At 70.3% G+C, this 14263-nt stretch carries 10 protein-coding genes; 3 read left to right on the top strand and 7 right to left on the bottom strand.

Going from position 1 to position 14263, the window contains the following annotated elements:
* Positions 1–7 precede the first annotated feature (7 nt).
* A complete protein-coding gene (hemC, locus tag NGK70_RS22445; RefSeq protein ID WP_251970673.1) occupies positions 8–967 on the bottom strand; it encodes a hydroxymethylbilane synthase in 960 nt (319 codons plus the stop codon).
* A 194-nt stretch (positions 968–1161) separates the two neighbouring features.
* Between hemC and ppc the strand changes: the two genes are divergently transcribed.
* Positions 1162–4119: a phosphoenolpyruvate carboxylase gene (ppc, locus tag NGK70_RS22450; RefSeq protein ID WP_428985548.1), complete on the top strand. Its 2958-nt coding sequence runs from the start codon at positions 1162–1164 to the stop codon at positions 4117–4119.
* A 112-nt stretch (positions 4120–4231) separates the two neighbouring features.
* On the opposite strand, the gene NGK70_RS22455 is transcribed toward ppc, so the two are convergent.
* The 6 genes from NGK70_RS22455 to NGK70_RS22480 form a co-directional block, all read right to left on the bottom strand.
* Entirely contained in the window at positions 4232–4894 is a 663-nt protein-coding gene (locus NGK70_RS22455; RefSeq protein WP_251970675.1) for a hypothetical protein, read from the bottom strand.
* 284 nt (positions 4895–5178) lie between these two features.
* Positions 5179–5724, bottom strand: a complete 546-nt coding sequence (locus NGK70_RS22460) for a hypothetical protein (protein ID WP_251970676.1) — start codon at positions 5722–5724, stop codon at positions 5179–5181.
* Between the two features lie 29 nt (positions 5725–5753).
* Positions 5754–6104: a hypothetical protein gene (locus NGK70_RS22465; RefSeq protein ID WP_251970677.1), complete on the bottom strand. Its 351-nt coding sequence runs from the start codon at positions 6102–6104 to the stop codon at positions 5754–5756.
* Positions 6105–6170: 66 nt separating this feature from the next.
* The gene (locus tag NGK70_RS22470) at positions 6171–9551 is read right to left on the bottom strand and encodes an AAA family ATPase (RefSeq protein ID WP_251970678.1); all 3381 of its coding nucleotides are present in this window, start codon (positions 9549–9551) and stop codon (positions 6171–6173) included.
* 92 nt (positions 9552–9643) lie between these two features.
* A complete protein-coding gene (locus tag NGK70_RS22475; protein WP_251970679.1) occupies positions 9644–11023 on the bottom strand; it encodes a hypothetical protein in 1380 nt (459 codons plus the stop codon).
* Positions 11024–11166: 143 nt separating this feature from the next.
* Positions 11167–11778, bottom strand: coding sequence for a TetR/AcrR family transcriptional regulator (locus tag NGK70_RS22480; protein WP_251970680.1), 612 nt, complete (start codon positions 11776–11778; stop codon positions 11167–11169).
* A 118-nt stretch (positions 11779–11896) separates the two neighbouring features.
* Here NGK70_RS22480 and NGK70_RS22485 point away from each other — a divergent pair, with 118 nt between their 5' ends.
* Entirely contained in the window at positions 11897–13642 is a 1746-nt protein-coding gene (locus tag NGK70_RS22485) for a tannase/feruloyl esterase family alpha/beta hydrolase (RefSeq protein ID WP_251970681.1), read from the top strand.
* Between the two features lie 17 nt (positions 13643–13659).
* Positions 13660–14256, top strand: a complete 597-nt coding sequence (locus NGK70_RS22490; protein WP_251970682.1) for a DUF3237 domain-containing protein — start codon at positions 13660–13662, stop codon at positions 14254–14256.
* Positions 14257–14263 lie beyond the last annotated feature (7 nt).

A 14263-nucleotide genomic window follows, 5' to 3' on the forward strand; every position in this document is an offset into this window, starting at 1 on the left:
AGGTGGCTCAGGTAGCGGCCGGCAAGGCGTCCAGCAGCGCCTGGCCACCGCTGGCCAGCAGCGACTCGGCCACCGCCACGCCCAGCGCATCGGCGCCGGCGGTGTCGGTCACGGCCGCGCTGCGGCTGAGCACGACCAGCGCGCGCTCGGCATCGGCCGGGTGGCCCAGGCGGGCCTCGATGTGCAGCTGGTCGCCGCGATCACCACGCCATTGCGCAAAGGCCGCCAGCGGCATGCTGCAGCTGCCGCCCAGGCGGCGCGACACTGCCCGCTCGGCGTGCACGGCGAGCCAGGTCGGTGCATCGGTCAGCGTGGCCAGCGCCTCGCGCAGCGCGGTCTGGTCGGCGCGCACCTCGATGCCCAGCGCGCCCTGCCCGGCCGCGGGCAGCATGGTCTGCGGATCGATGACCGAGCGGATGCGCTCGGCCAAGCCCAGGCGCTTCAGGCCGGCCGCGGCCAGCACGATGCCGTCGTACTGGCCTTCGTCGAGCTTGCGCAGCCGGGTGTCGAGGTTGCCTCGCAGCGGCTGCACATCCAGGTCCGGACGGCGCGCCTTGATCTGCACCACGCGGCGCAGGCTGGAGGTGCCCACGCGGGCGCCCTGCGGCAACTCGTCGACGCTGGCGTAGCGCGGCGACACCCAGGCGTCGCGCGGGTCCTCGCGCTCCAGCACCGCGGCCAGCACGAAGCCCTCGGGCAGCTCCATCGGCACGTCCTTGAGCGAGTGCACCGCGAGGTGGGCACGCCCCTCCTCCAGCGCCACTTCCAGCTCCTTGACGAACAGGCCCTTGCCGCCGACCTTGGACAGGGCACGGTCGAGGATCTGGTCGCCGCGCGTGGTCATGCCGAGCAGCTCGACGTTCCAGCCAAAGCGCTGGCCCAGCAGGGCGCGGACATGTTCGGCCTGCCAGAGGGCAAGGCGGCTTTCGCGGGTGGCGATGACGACGGTCGAAGGCAACGTGCTCATGCCGGGATTGTCCCTCAGGGTCGGACCGCCACCACCGGCATGAACCATGCTCTTGTGCTGGCCGGCCATGCCATCGCCACAGCCATGCCGATCGATACGGTTCATATGTCTATACGGCATGACCATGCCGTGACCTGCTACCATTCCGTAACTGGATTACGTCCAATCCCTTCCTGAGCCCTCCCGAGGTTTCAATGCCCCGCGCCGCAAACCCCCGCCGACCCCGTCAAGCCAACGCCGACATGCCCCCGCCGATCGATGCCAACGGCGACGACAGCGCCACCAAGGCCCGCGACGCCGCCGCCGAGAAGAACCGCCCGCTGGTGGAAGACATCCGCCTGCTCGGGCGCATCCTTGGCGAGGTGATCCGCGAGCAGGAGGGCAAGGAGGCCTATGACCTGATCGAGCGCGTGCGCCAGCTCTCGGTGGCCTACCGGCTCAAGCAGGACGACAGCGCCGGCAAGGCGCTCGCTCGCCTGCTGAAGAACCTCAGCGCCGACCAGACGGTCAGCGTGATCCGCGCCTTCAGCTACTTCTCGCACCTGGCCAACATCGCCGAGGACCGCCACCACGTGCGCCGCCGCGAGGTGCACGAGCGCAACGGCGACCTGCAGGAAGGCTCGCTGGCGATGTGCTTCGAGCGCCTGGCCGATGCCGACATCCGCGCCGCCGACATCGCCCGCACGCTCTCGCAGGCCTACATCTCGCCGGTGCTGACCGCCCACCCGACCGAGGTGCAGCGCAAGTCCATCCTGGACGCCGAGCGCGCCGTGGCCGAGCTGATCGGCACGCGCGACGGCCTGCACACCCAGCGCGAGCGCGACGACAACGAGGCCCTGCTGCGCGCGCGCGTGACCCAGCTCTGGCAGACGCGCATGCTGCGCTACACCAAGCTCACCGTGTCCGACGAGATCGAGAACGCGCTCAGCTACTACCACGCCACCTTCCTGCGCCAGATCCCGCGCATGTACCGCGAGGTCGAGGGCCACCTGCGCGGCCACGACGTGGCCAACTTCTTCCGCATGGGCCACTGGATCGGCGGCGACCGCGACGGCAACCCCTTCGTCACCGCCGAGACCCTGCGCACCGCGCTGGCGCGCCAGAGCGAGACGGCGCTGCGCTACTACCTCACCGAGGTGCACCTGCTGGGCGGCGAACTCTCCACCTCGCAGATGCTCGCGCCGGTCACGCCGGCCATGCTGGCGCTGGCCGAACGCTCGCCGGACCGCAATCCCCACCGGGAAGACGAGCCCTACCGCCGCGCGCTGACCGGCGTCTACGCCCGCCTGGCCGCCACGCTGCACGAGCTGACCGGCACGGAGGCGCTGCGCCACGCCGTCGCGCCGCAGGACCCCTACGCCAGCGCCGAGGACTTCCTGGCCGACCTGCGCACCATCGAGGCCTCGCTGCGCCACCACCACGCCCAGGCCCTGATCGCCCCACGCCTGGCGCCGCTGATGCGCGCCGTGCAGGTGTTCGGCTTCCACCTCGCCACGGTGGACCTGCGCCAAAGCTCCGACCAGCACGAGGCCGTGGTGGCCGAGCTGCTCGCCACCGCCCGCATCGAGACCGACTACAGCGCGCTGGACGAGGCCGCGCGACGCGCCCTGCTGCTGCGCATGCTCGACGACGCCCGCCCGCTGCGCGTGATCGGCGCCGAGTACAGCGAGCACGCGAAGAGCGAGCTGGCGATCTTCGAGACCACGCGCGAGATGCTGGCCCGCTACGGCCGCCACGCGCTGCGCCACTACATCATCAGCCACACCGAGGACGTGAGCGACCTGCTCGAAGTCCTGCTGCTGCAGAAGGAGGTCGGCCTGCTGCGCGGCACGCTCGACAGCCAGGACCCCAGGTCCATGGCGGTCAACGACCTGATCGTGGTGCCGCTGTTCGAGACCATCGCCGACCTGCGCAACGCCGCACCGATCATGCGCGACTTCTACGCGCTGCCGGGTGTGGCAGGGCTGATCCAGCGCTCCGGCATGGAGGGTCAGGGCGAACAAGACGTCATGCTCGGCTACTCCGACAGCAACAAGGACGGCGGCTTCTTCACCAGCAACTGGGAGCTCTACGCCGCCGAGACCGCGCTGGTCGAGCTCTTCGACGCGCTTGGCAAGAGCCACGGCATCACCCTGCGCCTCTTCCACGGTCGCGGTGGCACGGTGGGCCGTGGCGGCGGCCCGAGCTACCAGGCCATCCTCGCGCAGCCGCCCGGCACGGTGAACGGCCAGATCCGCCTGACCGAGCAGGGCGAGGTGATCGCCTCCAAGTACGCCCACCCCGAGATCGGCCTGCGCAACCTCGAAACCCTGGTCGCCGCCACGCTGGAGGCCACCCTGCTGCACCCGACGCAGAGCGCGCCCCGGGCCTTCCTGGACGCCGCGGCCGAGATCTCCGCCGCCAGCATGGCCGCCTACCGTCACCTGGTCTACGAGACGCCCGGCTTCACCGACTTCTTCTTCAGCGCCACGCCGATCCGCGAGATCGCCGAGCTGAACATCGGCTCGCGCCCTGCCTCGCGCAAGGCCACCCGCGCCATCGAGGACCTGCGCGCCATCCCCTGGGGCTTCAGTTGGGGCCAGTGCCGCGTCGCGCTGCCCGGCTGGTGCGGCTTCGGCTCGGCGATCGAGGCCTTCCTGGCTGGCGAGGCCGCCGCCGCTCCAACCGGCAAGGACGCAAAGAAGGCCAAGGGCAAGGCCGGCGGCAAGGAAGCGAGCAAGGAAAGCCGCCTCGCGCTGCTGCAGCGCATGCACCAGCAGTGGCCCTTCTTCCGCACCCTGCTGTCCAACCTGGACATGGTGCTGGCCAAGACCGACCTGGGCATCGCGCAGCGCTACCTGGAGCTGGTGGACGACAAGAAGCTGGCCAAGCGCATCTTCACGGCCATCCAGGCCGAGTGGGAGCGCACCGCCGCCGCACTGTCGGCCATCACCGGCGAGCCCAACCGCCTCGCCTCCAACCCGACACTGGCGCGCTCGATCGAGCACCGCTTCCCCTACCTCGACCCGCTCAACCACCTGCAGGTCGAACTGATGCGCCGCTACCGCGCCCTGCCCCCCGGCGCGCCGAGGGACGCCGCGATGGAGCGCATCCAGCGCGGCATCCACATCTCGATCAACGGGGTGGCGGCGGGGTTGCGCAATACGGGGTGAAATATTCAGAATAGGTCGCCACACAACTGAGCGGAATATTCACATCTCGACTCACGGATAGCTGTGGCGTTCCGCATGACCCAATGCGTCATTCGCCCACTCCCAAAACCGTTCAAACATTGGAGGCCATGCCAGAGAACGTCGCGGCAATCCGCTTTGCCAGCAACTCTGCCACTCCTTGTTCGATGGCCTCGACCAATGGAACGTCCCGTGCACCATACCGGATCATCACGGCAAAGCTGCGCTTGTTGAGATGAGCGGCGAAAGCACGCCCAGCATCAGCGCCAGCCTGACTAGCTGCTTCATTCGCAGCCATACCGATTCCGGTGGCGACACCCGAAAGACTCGGCTGTGCGATGACAGCAGTGGACGTGTACGTCATATGCGTATGGTCAGGGCGCGGGTCTCTGACGAAGATTTCATGAATATCTGCACGAGAAAAATCCTGACCATTGACTTGAATGCCAGTGGCTGACACCAGGATTCGAGACGTCCGAGTAAATTCAGCCATCGCTTCGCCGCCACGCTTTCGCATCCACCAGTAGCCTCCAATCCATACAGCGAAAAACAGGAAAAACAAAAATGCACCGCTACCACCGATCACCCATCCGAATGAAAATATTACAAGCAACGAACCCCAAAAACCCATCCAAGCCCTAAACACTGCAACACCTGCACGAGTCTTGAAATCGAACGACGGGGGAGTGATCGTGAACTCCATACCATCGGGCACAGACCGCTCGAAAAATCCATCATCCGCAACTACTTTTCCCATGATCTTGAACCCTCGGCAAAAGAAAGCGTTATTCAACCCAAAAGGCAACTAGGCAATTGAGTGCTCCGGGCACAAGCAAAAGGCGGCGGAACCACGACAAACACAAAAACACCACCAAAACTCAAAAACAACCGAGACTGCCGCCCTCGCCACCAAATTTGCTCGCATGCCGCGGATCGAATATTCGAGACGATCATCTTGTCGAAGTAGATTTGTGACTTCATGGTCAACACTCCTGTCATCGATGGATTGAACTTCTTCGCGCGCGACGTCACCCAACCGCTTCAGCGCCCCCGCCCCATCGGATACACCATCAGCTTGCCGTGCATCGGTGTACCCGGCTTGTCGGCACGTACCACCTGACCTTGGTCATTGACGATCGCCAGCGCGCGGTAGGCGCCACCGACGGGATCACGGGTCAAGGCCAGGCGCGCGGACGTGTACAGGCTCAGCAGTTCGACCACCCGCTGGCCACGCTGCTGCAGCACCTGCACGGCGCAGCCGGCACGGCCGCTGCAATACGACGCGGCCGTCGAGCGCAGCACGATCTCCGGGCGCCCGTCGCCGTCCAGGTCGACGCCGGCCATCTCGAAGTCCTCCGACACCAGGTCGCGCGCCACCGGCTGCCGCAGGAAGAAGGCCTTGGCCTTGGCGGTGCCGGGGCTGAAGTCCAGCAACGCCCCCACGGCGGGGACAGCGGCCGGCTCGGCCGACCAAGCCGGTGGTGCGGTGCCGATGCCGGCCAGCAGCAGGCCCAGTCCGACCAGCCAGTGGCTTCGGCCAGGCGCGAAGCCAGGCGTCCGACGACGACGGCATGACATGCGGTTCATGACGACCTCCATCGAGCCTGCGCGGCTCTTCACCGCGACACCATCCACCCCTCGCTGCCGCGCACCAGGCGCAGCTGCGTGGAGTTGGTCGCGACACGGCCCATCGCCTTGACGGTGACCTCCACGTCGCAGCGGAAGGCCTTCTCGCCAGAGGCCTCGCAGCCGAGCTTCTTCACGTTGGTCAGCTCGACGTTCGGCAGCATGCCTTTCAGCATCCCCGGCATGGCGGCCGATTCGGCCTTCTGCAGGCGCTCCAGCGCACCGCGGATGTCGCCTTCGCTGGGGGCGTCCGAGCAGGCACTCAGCAAAACGGTGAAGACCGCCGCCGTCGCGATGCCCGCGCGGCGCGGCAGTTGGGAAATCGATCGATGCAGTCGCATGCTGTTCTCCCGGTGGTGGCGACCCGCCCGATGCGGGCCACGGGAGGAAGGTTGCGACCGGGGGCGTTACCGGGGCGTGACCGATCCAGGGTTGAGCAAGCGCACATTGACCGGGTTAGCGTGCAAGAAGCTGCTGCGGAAAGCCGCCGGGATATCCGGCAGGGCGTGTTCCAGGATCCACCGGCGCGCCTCATCGACGCAGCGATTGGCCAGCGAGGGGTCATCCAGGCGTCGCGCCAGCTGCAGTCCCAGGTCGTGGAACTCGGGCAGATACACCCCGACGGGCCGGACGTCGGCCAGTGTGTCGAGGGCCTGGCACAGGACTTCACGGGCCTGCGCGAGACGATCGCGACGCATCAGCATCTCGGCCCAGCGTAGGCGGCCGAACTGGGCCACTGCGGGCATTTCTCGCTGTTCGCATTCGGGCACCAGGACCTGGCAGCGATGCAATGCGTCCTCCCCCTCCTGCCGCGCCAATCGGTCGAACTCGATAGGCATGCGGGCAAAAGGCAGGTCGCAGACCGCGAAACAGGCCAGGGCCTGATCCAGCAGCTGCTGTCGCGCCACGCTCCCTTCGGCCCACAACGCATACAGCCAGGCCTGCAGCGCTCGCTGGTAGAACGGGGCATCGTCGGGCAGCTCAGGCAGTGTCTGGCAGGCGCGGTGGGGTTGGCCCAGATGGTGATAGGTGCGCACCAGGACCTGACGCATCGACGCACCAGTGACCGTGGCCGCGGCATAGCGGTTGAGGGTCTCGTCGCCCAGGACCGACAGCACCGAACCAAATCGGCCCTGCTCGCACTGCACGCGCGCCAGGTTGAGCAGGTCCACGCCATGACCCGGCCCGCCCAGTTCGCGGCGCCCCTGCACCGAGGCGGCCAGCAGCGCCTCGGCCTCATCCAGGTGCCCCAGCAGGGCACGGCTGCGCCCGAACATCATGCGCACGTCACAGGCGTTGGCGCCGTCCTGGTGGTGGTCGAAGTACTCGATGACCCGCTCGAACAACCCACCCGCCCGCTGGCGCCGATCGCTCTGGTCCAGCAGGATGGCCAGATCCGCATACCATGCGTGCCGCAGGTCGGCCTCGGCCAGCTGTTCCGCCCAGGGCCGCAGCGCCTCCAGCCGATCCGCCGCCTGTCGCACGCCGTGGACCTGCGCCCCGGCCACGATGCTCATATAGGTGGCGTGCTGCACCTGGTGCTCATCGCCGGCCGCACGCGCGAACTCCGCCGCAACCGCCAGTTCCTGCAGGGCCGGCTCGAACCGACTGGCGTACATGTGACACACCCCGATTTCCTTGTGGGCAATGGCGCGGTGGCGGTCGTTGTCGGCCAGCGCCAACAGCCGCTCGGCCACCGCCGCCGCCTCGGCAGGTGTGCCGGTTTCGCGGGTGACGATGACGAGCCGCTCCAGCAGATCGCCGGCCCAGCGGGTCTGTGCGCTGGCGATGGCCAGGTCAGCCGCCTGCGCCCACCACCGGCATTCGTCGGCCAGCCGGCCCAGGCGTCGGGCCAAGTCAGCGGCTCGGGCGTAGTCACGGGCCGCCTGTACCGTGTCCCCTCCCGCCTCACGGTGGGCCGCGCGGCGGGCTGTTTGCACAGGCGAAGCCGTCTCAGGCAGCGCCTCACCCAAGGCCCGATGCAGCCAACGCCGGATGGTCTCCGGCACCCCCCGTCGCACGGCCTCTGCCACCAAGTCGTGCACGAAGCGCAGTTCATGCAGGACATGCTGCGACTCCAGCTCCGCCAACGCCTCGACCAGGTCGAGCGGATGGCAGCCCAGCACCTGCGCCGCCAGGTCGATCGTCAGATCCTCCTGAGCCAATGCCGCGAGCCGGGCCAGTCGCAACGCCGCAGCCGTCAGCGCGGCCACCCGCTCGTCCACAAGTCGGACCAGTCCAACCGGGACCGGCAACATCGCTGCGCCTCCAGGCGGGCCGTGACGGGCAGGAGAACGTAACAACGCTTGGAGCGTCTCCAGCAGGTGCATCGGATGGCCCTGCACGTGCGCATGCAGCGCTGGCGCCAAGGCGGCCTCCGACAAGCGGGCAGGAAGGTCGAGCGAACCGAGCAATGTCCGGACCTGCGCCAGCGTCAGTGGCGCAAGGTCAAGGAACACCAACCTGCCCGGCGATGCCTGCGCCCACCAAAGCCTGATTGCTGCCGGACAGGGCTCGGGGCGCAGCGCCAGCACCCAACTCGGGCCAGGCACCTCGCACAGCGCCGGCAGGACCTGCGCAGAGACCTCGTCGGCTCGGTGCAGGTCATCAATGCACACCGTCACCGGACCGACCGTGCCCAGCAGCTGCTCTACCGCTCGCATCAAACGCACCGCCTGAATGGCGCCCACCGGTCGCGCTGAGACCGCGTCCGCTGCGACACCCGCCCCTGGCGCATCCGGCAACAGGCGCGCAAATTCCTGGCCTACCCAAACCGGCAGGACAGCGTCACTCGCGCCCGTGCCGGTGGCACGGGACCGCCACGCCAGCAGTGCCGCAATCAGGCGCGTCAGGCCAGCCCAAGGGAGGTGCTCATCGGCAACACCGATGGTCACCATCACCACATCAGGAGAAGCCGCCGCAAACGCCTGCAGCACGCGCGATTTGCCCATGCCGGCATCGCCACGCAGCACGGCGATGCGTCCCTCCATGCGTGCGGCCACCAACGCATCGAGGATGGCCTCGCGCCCCACCAGCCGCGGCGGGCGCAGGATGCTCACGGGCGTGGGCGGGTGGGCCACCGGCAGGGTGGCGTCGCCGGCATCGATCAGGGCCGCGAGCCGGCGGGTTTCCTCGCTCGGGGTTTCGCCCAGCGCGCGGTCCAGCGCCGCTTTCAGCCGCTCGTAGGCGGCCACTGCGGCGCTGCGGTCGCCGCGCCGGTAGTGCAGGCGCATCAGGCGGCGCGTGGCGTGCTCCTGCAGCGGCTCGTCGGCCGCCAGCCGTTCGGCCCAGCGCAGGGCGGTGGCGACCTGCTCGTGCGCCTCGGCGGCGTCGGCCAGGCGCGCCAGCGCATCGGCGCGCTGCTGGGCCCAGCGCTGACGCGCACGGGCCAGCCACTCGGCCAGCGCCTCCTCGGCGTCGAAGTTCATGCCCCCCAGCAGCTCACCGACCAGCGCCTGCGGGTCGGCCTCCAGGCACGGCACCGGGTCACCGAGGTCGTGCGCCGCCGCCGGGGTGAGCTGCAGCAGTTCACCCGGGGTCACGAGGTCCAGGCCCGCGCCGCGCCGCAGGCGGAACAGCCGCTGGCGCAGGTTGCTGCGCGCGGTGTCGGTGTCCACCAGCGGCCACAGCAGCGCCGCGGCGTGCGAGCGTTGCGTCGCGCCATCGAGCGCCAGCAGGGCCAGCAGCGCGGCGTCCTTGGGCGCCAGGCGCTGCGCCGCACCGCCGGGCAGCTCCAGCCGCGGCGCGGCCAGCAGCTTCAGGTGGATTCGCCGTTCGGCATCGGCCATCGCAGCTCCCTTCGGGTGGCGGCACGCGGTGGGGCCGCCGCGTGATCGCCGAACGTTATCGGCGCCGCCCCGCGGACGCAAGACGGCGCGGGTCAGTAACTCAGCGTGCCATCGAGCACGATCGTCGCGCCGTCGCTGCCCTGGCTCGGCAACACCACGTTTGTGAAGGTGACGGTGCGCGCCACCAGGTCCAGCACGATGCCCAGGTCCGCCGGCGTGGCACAGGGCTGCAATGCCCCGCACGCCTGGCCGTAACGGCCGCTGCCATCGACCCGCCCCGCCACCACGATGGCACTGGTGATGCCGACACCGGGCGGGTTGCCGGGCTCCGTCCGGGTCGACGAGATGACATGCACGCCGACGAACTCCCGCGGCAGCAGGCCGTCGTATTCGCCCCAGCTCAGGTCCAAGCTCGAATCGCAACTGCGCAGCACGCCGCTGCCCGAGCAGGTCGGCCCGCTGGCAACGACGGTGACGGAGACGCCACGCGCGTCTGCCCCTGCTGCGAAGGCCGAACCCAGCGCAGCGGCGCCGCTACCGCTGACCGTCAGCCGCCCACGCACGGCGCCGCCTGTGCCGTCACCGGGGCCGGGCGCGGGTGACGGGTCGGGCGCGATGGACTGCACGGACTGGGTGGCGAAGCCGGCGAAGGCCCCGCTGGCGGCCTGCGCCGTCAGCACCCAGAGGTAGGACCGGCCCGCCGCCAAGGCCACGGCGTTGCCGAAGTCGGTCGGGTAGGCCAGGCTCGCCGCCGTGCTGCTGGCCTCGCCCAGGAAGCAGGCGGCGTCGCTCGGGTCGGCCTCCAGGCAGGCCTGGTCGAACAGCCGCAGCGTGGCGCGCACCCCGCTGCCCAGGCCACTCCAGCCGATCACCGGGGTGGTGCTGCTGGAAACCGTCAGCGCAACACCGTTCGGCACGGCGGTGCTGCCAGGGAAGAGCGTGACGGCGCCGCTCGACGCCACGTGGTAGCTGCAGCTACCCACCGCGATCGGCTGTTTGCCGGCGGCATTGCGCCACTGGCCGCCGTAGCTGCCGGCCGAAGCGCCGGGCGCCAGCGTGAAGTTGCCGCCCACCGCCACCCCGTCCATCGTGCCCGACCAGCTGCCGCTGAACTGCGCGCCCGTGCGTGTGCCGCGCACCGCACCGACATCGCTGCCCGCCGCACAGCCGGCGTAGCTGAAGGGCATCTGGCCGGCAAAGGCGCCATCGGACGCAGGCAGGCGCAGCAACACCGCGCCGATGGTCGGGTCCTCGGGGTTGTTGGCGGCGTCCTCGACGTAGTAGCCGACGTACAGCGCGCCGGCCGGCGGATCCGGCGGCGCCGTGGCCCCCGGCCCGTCGCCCTCATCGCCACTGCCGCCTCCACCACCGCAAGCGGCCAGCGCGGCGGCCAACCACAGCACCGGCCAGCGCCGCGCTGGCCGGGCCGACCAGTCTCCAGCCGCCGCGTGATCCACTCCAAGCTGCCCCATGATCCGACCTCCTTCGCGTCGCGTCGGCGGAGCCCCATTGCCCCGCAGGCTGCCAGCGTGCGGCGCGCGGCGTGACCCAGGCGTGACTGGCGAGGCAAAGGCCCGATCGCCGCGCCGTGCCGTCGCGAAGGGCCGCCCACCCCTCAGCGGCGCAGCGCCTGCACCAGCTGCGCCGCCAGAGCGGCCGGGCTCAGGCTGCCGTCGGGGCGGTACCAGGTGCGCGTCCAGTTCAGTGCACCGAGCAGGTTGAGTCGCAGGACGCGCCGGTCCAGCCCGGCGGGCAGCGGCAGGGCTTCGACCAGGGTGGCCCAGAGCGCCTCGTACTCGCGCCGCAGCGGGCCAAGGGTGGCGTGCACCAGGCCGTCGCGCGGCTCCATCAGGCCGCCGCCGGTGACGCGGGCGATGGCGTCGCCCGCCAGCATCTCTTCCAGGTGCACCCGGCAGGCCGCTTCCAGCCGCTGCCAGGGGTCCTCCAGCCCAGCCAGCGCGCGCTGCACCGTGGCCTGCATGCGCTGGTAGCCCTCGCGGTTGACCTCCAGGTAGAGCGCCTCCTTCGAGGCGACGTGGTGGTACACCGACCCGGCCAGGATGCCGGCCTCCTCGGCGATCTGCCGCAGGGTGGCGGCGCGGTAGCCACGCCCGTCGAACACCCGGGCCGCGGCCAGCAGCAGGCGGCGCTTGCTGGCCGACGGGGCGGTGGCCTCCGGGGCCTCGGAGGCATCCGGGGTCACAGGCAGGTCGGCGGCGTCGGGCATGGGCGCGGATTCTAGGCAGGGCAGCCGCACGAACCGGGCTGCGGGTTTGCGCGCATGGCAACACGCCGCCCGGCTGCCTAAAGTGACGCAGGTCAAAACCAAACGATCGTTAGGTTTCATGTCCAAAGCCTCACACCCCCCCATCGCGCGGCCTCGTCTGGCGCCGCTGTCCCCTCTGGCCGCCGCCCTGCTGCTGGGCGCCTGCAGCCTGCCGACCCAGCCGCCCGGCGCGGCTACGCCCGGCCCGATGAGCGCCGCGCGCCCCGGCACGCTGCAGCTCTGCGCCGAGCTGGCCAGCCGCTTCCAGCACCCCGCCACGCGCATCACCGCCGCCGAGCCGGTGGCCGCCGACGCGCTGAAAGTGGCCGGCCAGCCGGTGGGCGCGCACTGCCGCGTCACCGGCCTGATGCACGAGCGCACCAGCCCGGTGGACGGCCAGAACTACGCCATCGGCTTCGAGATGCGCCTGCCGGCCAACTGGAACGGCCGCTTCCTCTACCAGGCCAATGGCGGGCTGGACGGCATCCTGGCCCCTGCCACCGGGCCGGTGGGCGGGCGCGGCTCACTCACCAATGCGCTGCAGATGGGCTTTGCGGTGATCAGCTCGGACGCCGGCCACACCATCAAGCAGCTGCCGCTGTTCGGCCTGGATCCGCAGGCCCGGCTGGACTACGGCTACCAGGCGGTGGCCAAGCTCACGCCGATGGCCAAGGCGCTGGTCGCCGCCGGCTACGGCCGCGCGCCGGACCGCTCCTACTTCAGCGGCTGCTCCAACGGCGGGCGCCACGCCTTCGTCACCGCCGCGCGCCTGCCCGAGGCCTACGACGGCATCCTGGCCGGCGCGCCGGGCTACAACCTGCCGCAGGCGGCGCTGGCGCAGCTCTATGCCGCGCAGCAGTTCGCCCGCGCCGCCACCGACCCGAAGAAGCTCGACACCGCCCTCACGCCCACCGAGCGGCAGCTGGTCACCCGCCAGGTGCTGGCGCGCTGCGACGCGCTCGACGGCCTGGCCGACGGCCTGGTGCAGGACAGCGCCGCCTGCCAGCGCGCCTTCGACCTGCAGCGCGACGTGCCGAGCTGCAACGGCGAGCAGCGCACCGGCCAGTGCCTGACAACGGCGCAGAAGACCGCGCTGGGCAACGTGCTGGCCGGCGCGCGCACAAGCAGCGGCCAGGCGCTGTACAGCCCCTTCCCGGCCGACGCAGGCTTTGCCGCCGAGGACTGGGGCAACTGGAAGTTCGTCTACTCGGTCACCAACCGCGACCCGGTGGCGGTGGGCTACGTCTTCATGGTGCCGCCGGCCTCCAAGGACATGCTCAAGGACACCCAGGGCTACGCGCTGGGCTTCGACCTGGACCGCGATTCGGCCGGCATCCACCGCAGCGACGCCACCTACACCGAGTCGGCCATGCAGTTCATGGCCCCGCCGAAGCCGGCCGAGCTGGGCCGCCTGCGCGAGCGCGGCGCCAAGATGATGGTCTGGCACGGCAACAGCGACGGCGTGTTCTCGCCCGAGGCCAGCACCGCCTGGTACCGCGACCTGCAGAAGAACCAGGCGAACCAGGGTGGCCGTGCCGAGGACTTCGCCCGTCTCTACCTGGTGCCCGGCATGAACCACTGCGGCGGCGGCCCGGCTACCGACCAGTTCAACCTGCTGCAGCCGCTGGTGGACTGGGTCGAGGGCGGCCGCGCCCCCGAGCAGCTCACCGCGCAGGCCCGCGGCGCGGGCAATGTGGGCGGTGTCAACGCCGAGCTGCCCCCCGGCTGGTCGGCCGACCGCACACGCCCGCTGTGCGCCTGGCCGAAGGTGGCCCGCTACCAGGGCGGCAACCCGGAACGCGCCGAAAGCTTCCGCTGCGAATGAACCGAGGAGACGACCCGATGAGCCCCCACCCCCATCCCGATCCCGCCGAAGCGCGCGCCGAGCGCCTCGGCCAGACCACACCCGCTCGCCGCCTCTGGTTGGCCGGCGCCGCCGCGGCAGCCGCCGGTGCCGCGCTGCCGGCACGCGCGCAGAGCGCCACCTCACCCTTGGGCACCGACGTGCCGATGGCGCCGCCGCGCGCCGAGTTCGTCTACGAGGCTATCGTCGATGTGGCCGACATGGTCAACATGGGCACCGGCCCGCTGGGCGAGCGGCGCATCGTGCCGATCACCGGCGGCGAGTTCGCCGGCCCCGGGCTCAAGGGCACGGTGCTGGCGGGCGGCGCCGACCGCCAGTTGGTGCGCCAGGACGGTGCACGCCTGCTCGATGCGGTCTACGAGCTCAAGACCGACGATGGCGCCGTCATCACCGTGAGCAACCAGGTGCTGGTGCGCACGCCCACCGGGCAGCCGCGCTATGCGCTGTCGCACATCCGCCTGAGCGCGCCCAACGGCAAGTACGGCTGGCTGAACGACTACGTCTACACCGGTACGCTCGACAGCCTGCGTCCCAAGCGAAACGCGGTGCTGATCCGGGTGTTCCGGCTGGTGTGAAGCACCT

The sequence above is a fragment of the Sphaerotilus microaerophilus genome (assembly GCF_023734135.1).
Taxonomy (GTDB): domain Bacteria; phylum Pseudomonadota; class Gammaproteobacteria; order Burkholderiales; family Burkholderiaceae_C; genus Sphaerotilus; species Sphaerotilus microaerophilus.

What these genes read in the sequence shown, in the direction of transcription:
- hemC (WP_251970673.1), bottom strand. Translation starts at nt 967, where the DNA reads ATGAGCACGTTGCCTTCGACCGTCGTCATCGCCACCCGCGAAAGCCGC.
- ppc (WP_428985548.1), top strand. Translation starts at nt 1,162, where the DNA reads ATGCCCCGCGCCGCAAACCCCCGCCGACCCCGTCAAGCCAACGCCGAC.
- NGK70_RS22455 (WP_251970675.1), bottom strand. Translation starts at nt 4,894, where the DNA reads ATGGGAAAAGTAGTTGCGGATGATGGATTTTTCGAGCGGTCTGTGCCC.
- NGK70_RS22460 (WP_251970676.1), bottom strand. Translation starts at nt 5,724, where the DNA reads ATGAACCGCATGTCATGCCGTCGTCGTCGGACGCCTGGCTTCGCGCCT.
- NGK70_RS22465 (WP_251970677.1), bottom strand. Translation starts at nt 6,104, where the DNA reads ATGCGACTGCATCGATCGATTTCCCAACTGCCGCGCCGCGCGGGCATC.
- NGK70_RS22470 (WP_251970678.1), bottom strand. Translation starts at nt 9,551, where the DNA reads ATGGCCGATGCCGAACGGCGAATCCACCTGAAGCTGCTGGCCGCGCCG.
- NGK70_RS22475 (WP_251970679.1), bottom strand. Translation starts at nt 11,023, where the DNA reads ATGGGGCAGCTTGGAGTGGATCACGCGGCGGCTGGAGACTGGTCGGCC.
- NGK70_RS22480 (WP_251970680.1), bottom strand. Translation starts at nt 11,778, where the DNA reads ATGCCCGACGCCGCCGACCTGCCTGTGACCCCGGATGCCTCCGAGGCC.
- NGK70_RS22485 (WP_251970681.1), top strand. Translation starts at nt 11,897, where the DNA reads ATGTCCAAAGCCTCACACCCCCCCATCGCGCGGCCTCGTCTGGCGCCG.
- NGK70_RS22490 (WP_251970682.1), top strand. Translation starts at nt 13,660, where the DNA reads ATGAGCCCCCACCCCCATCCCGATCCCGCCGAAGCGCGCGCCGAGCGC.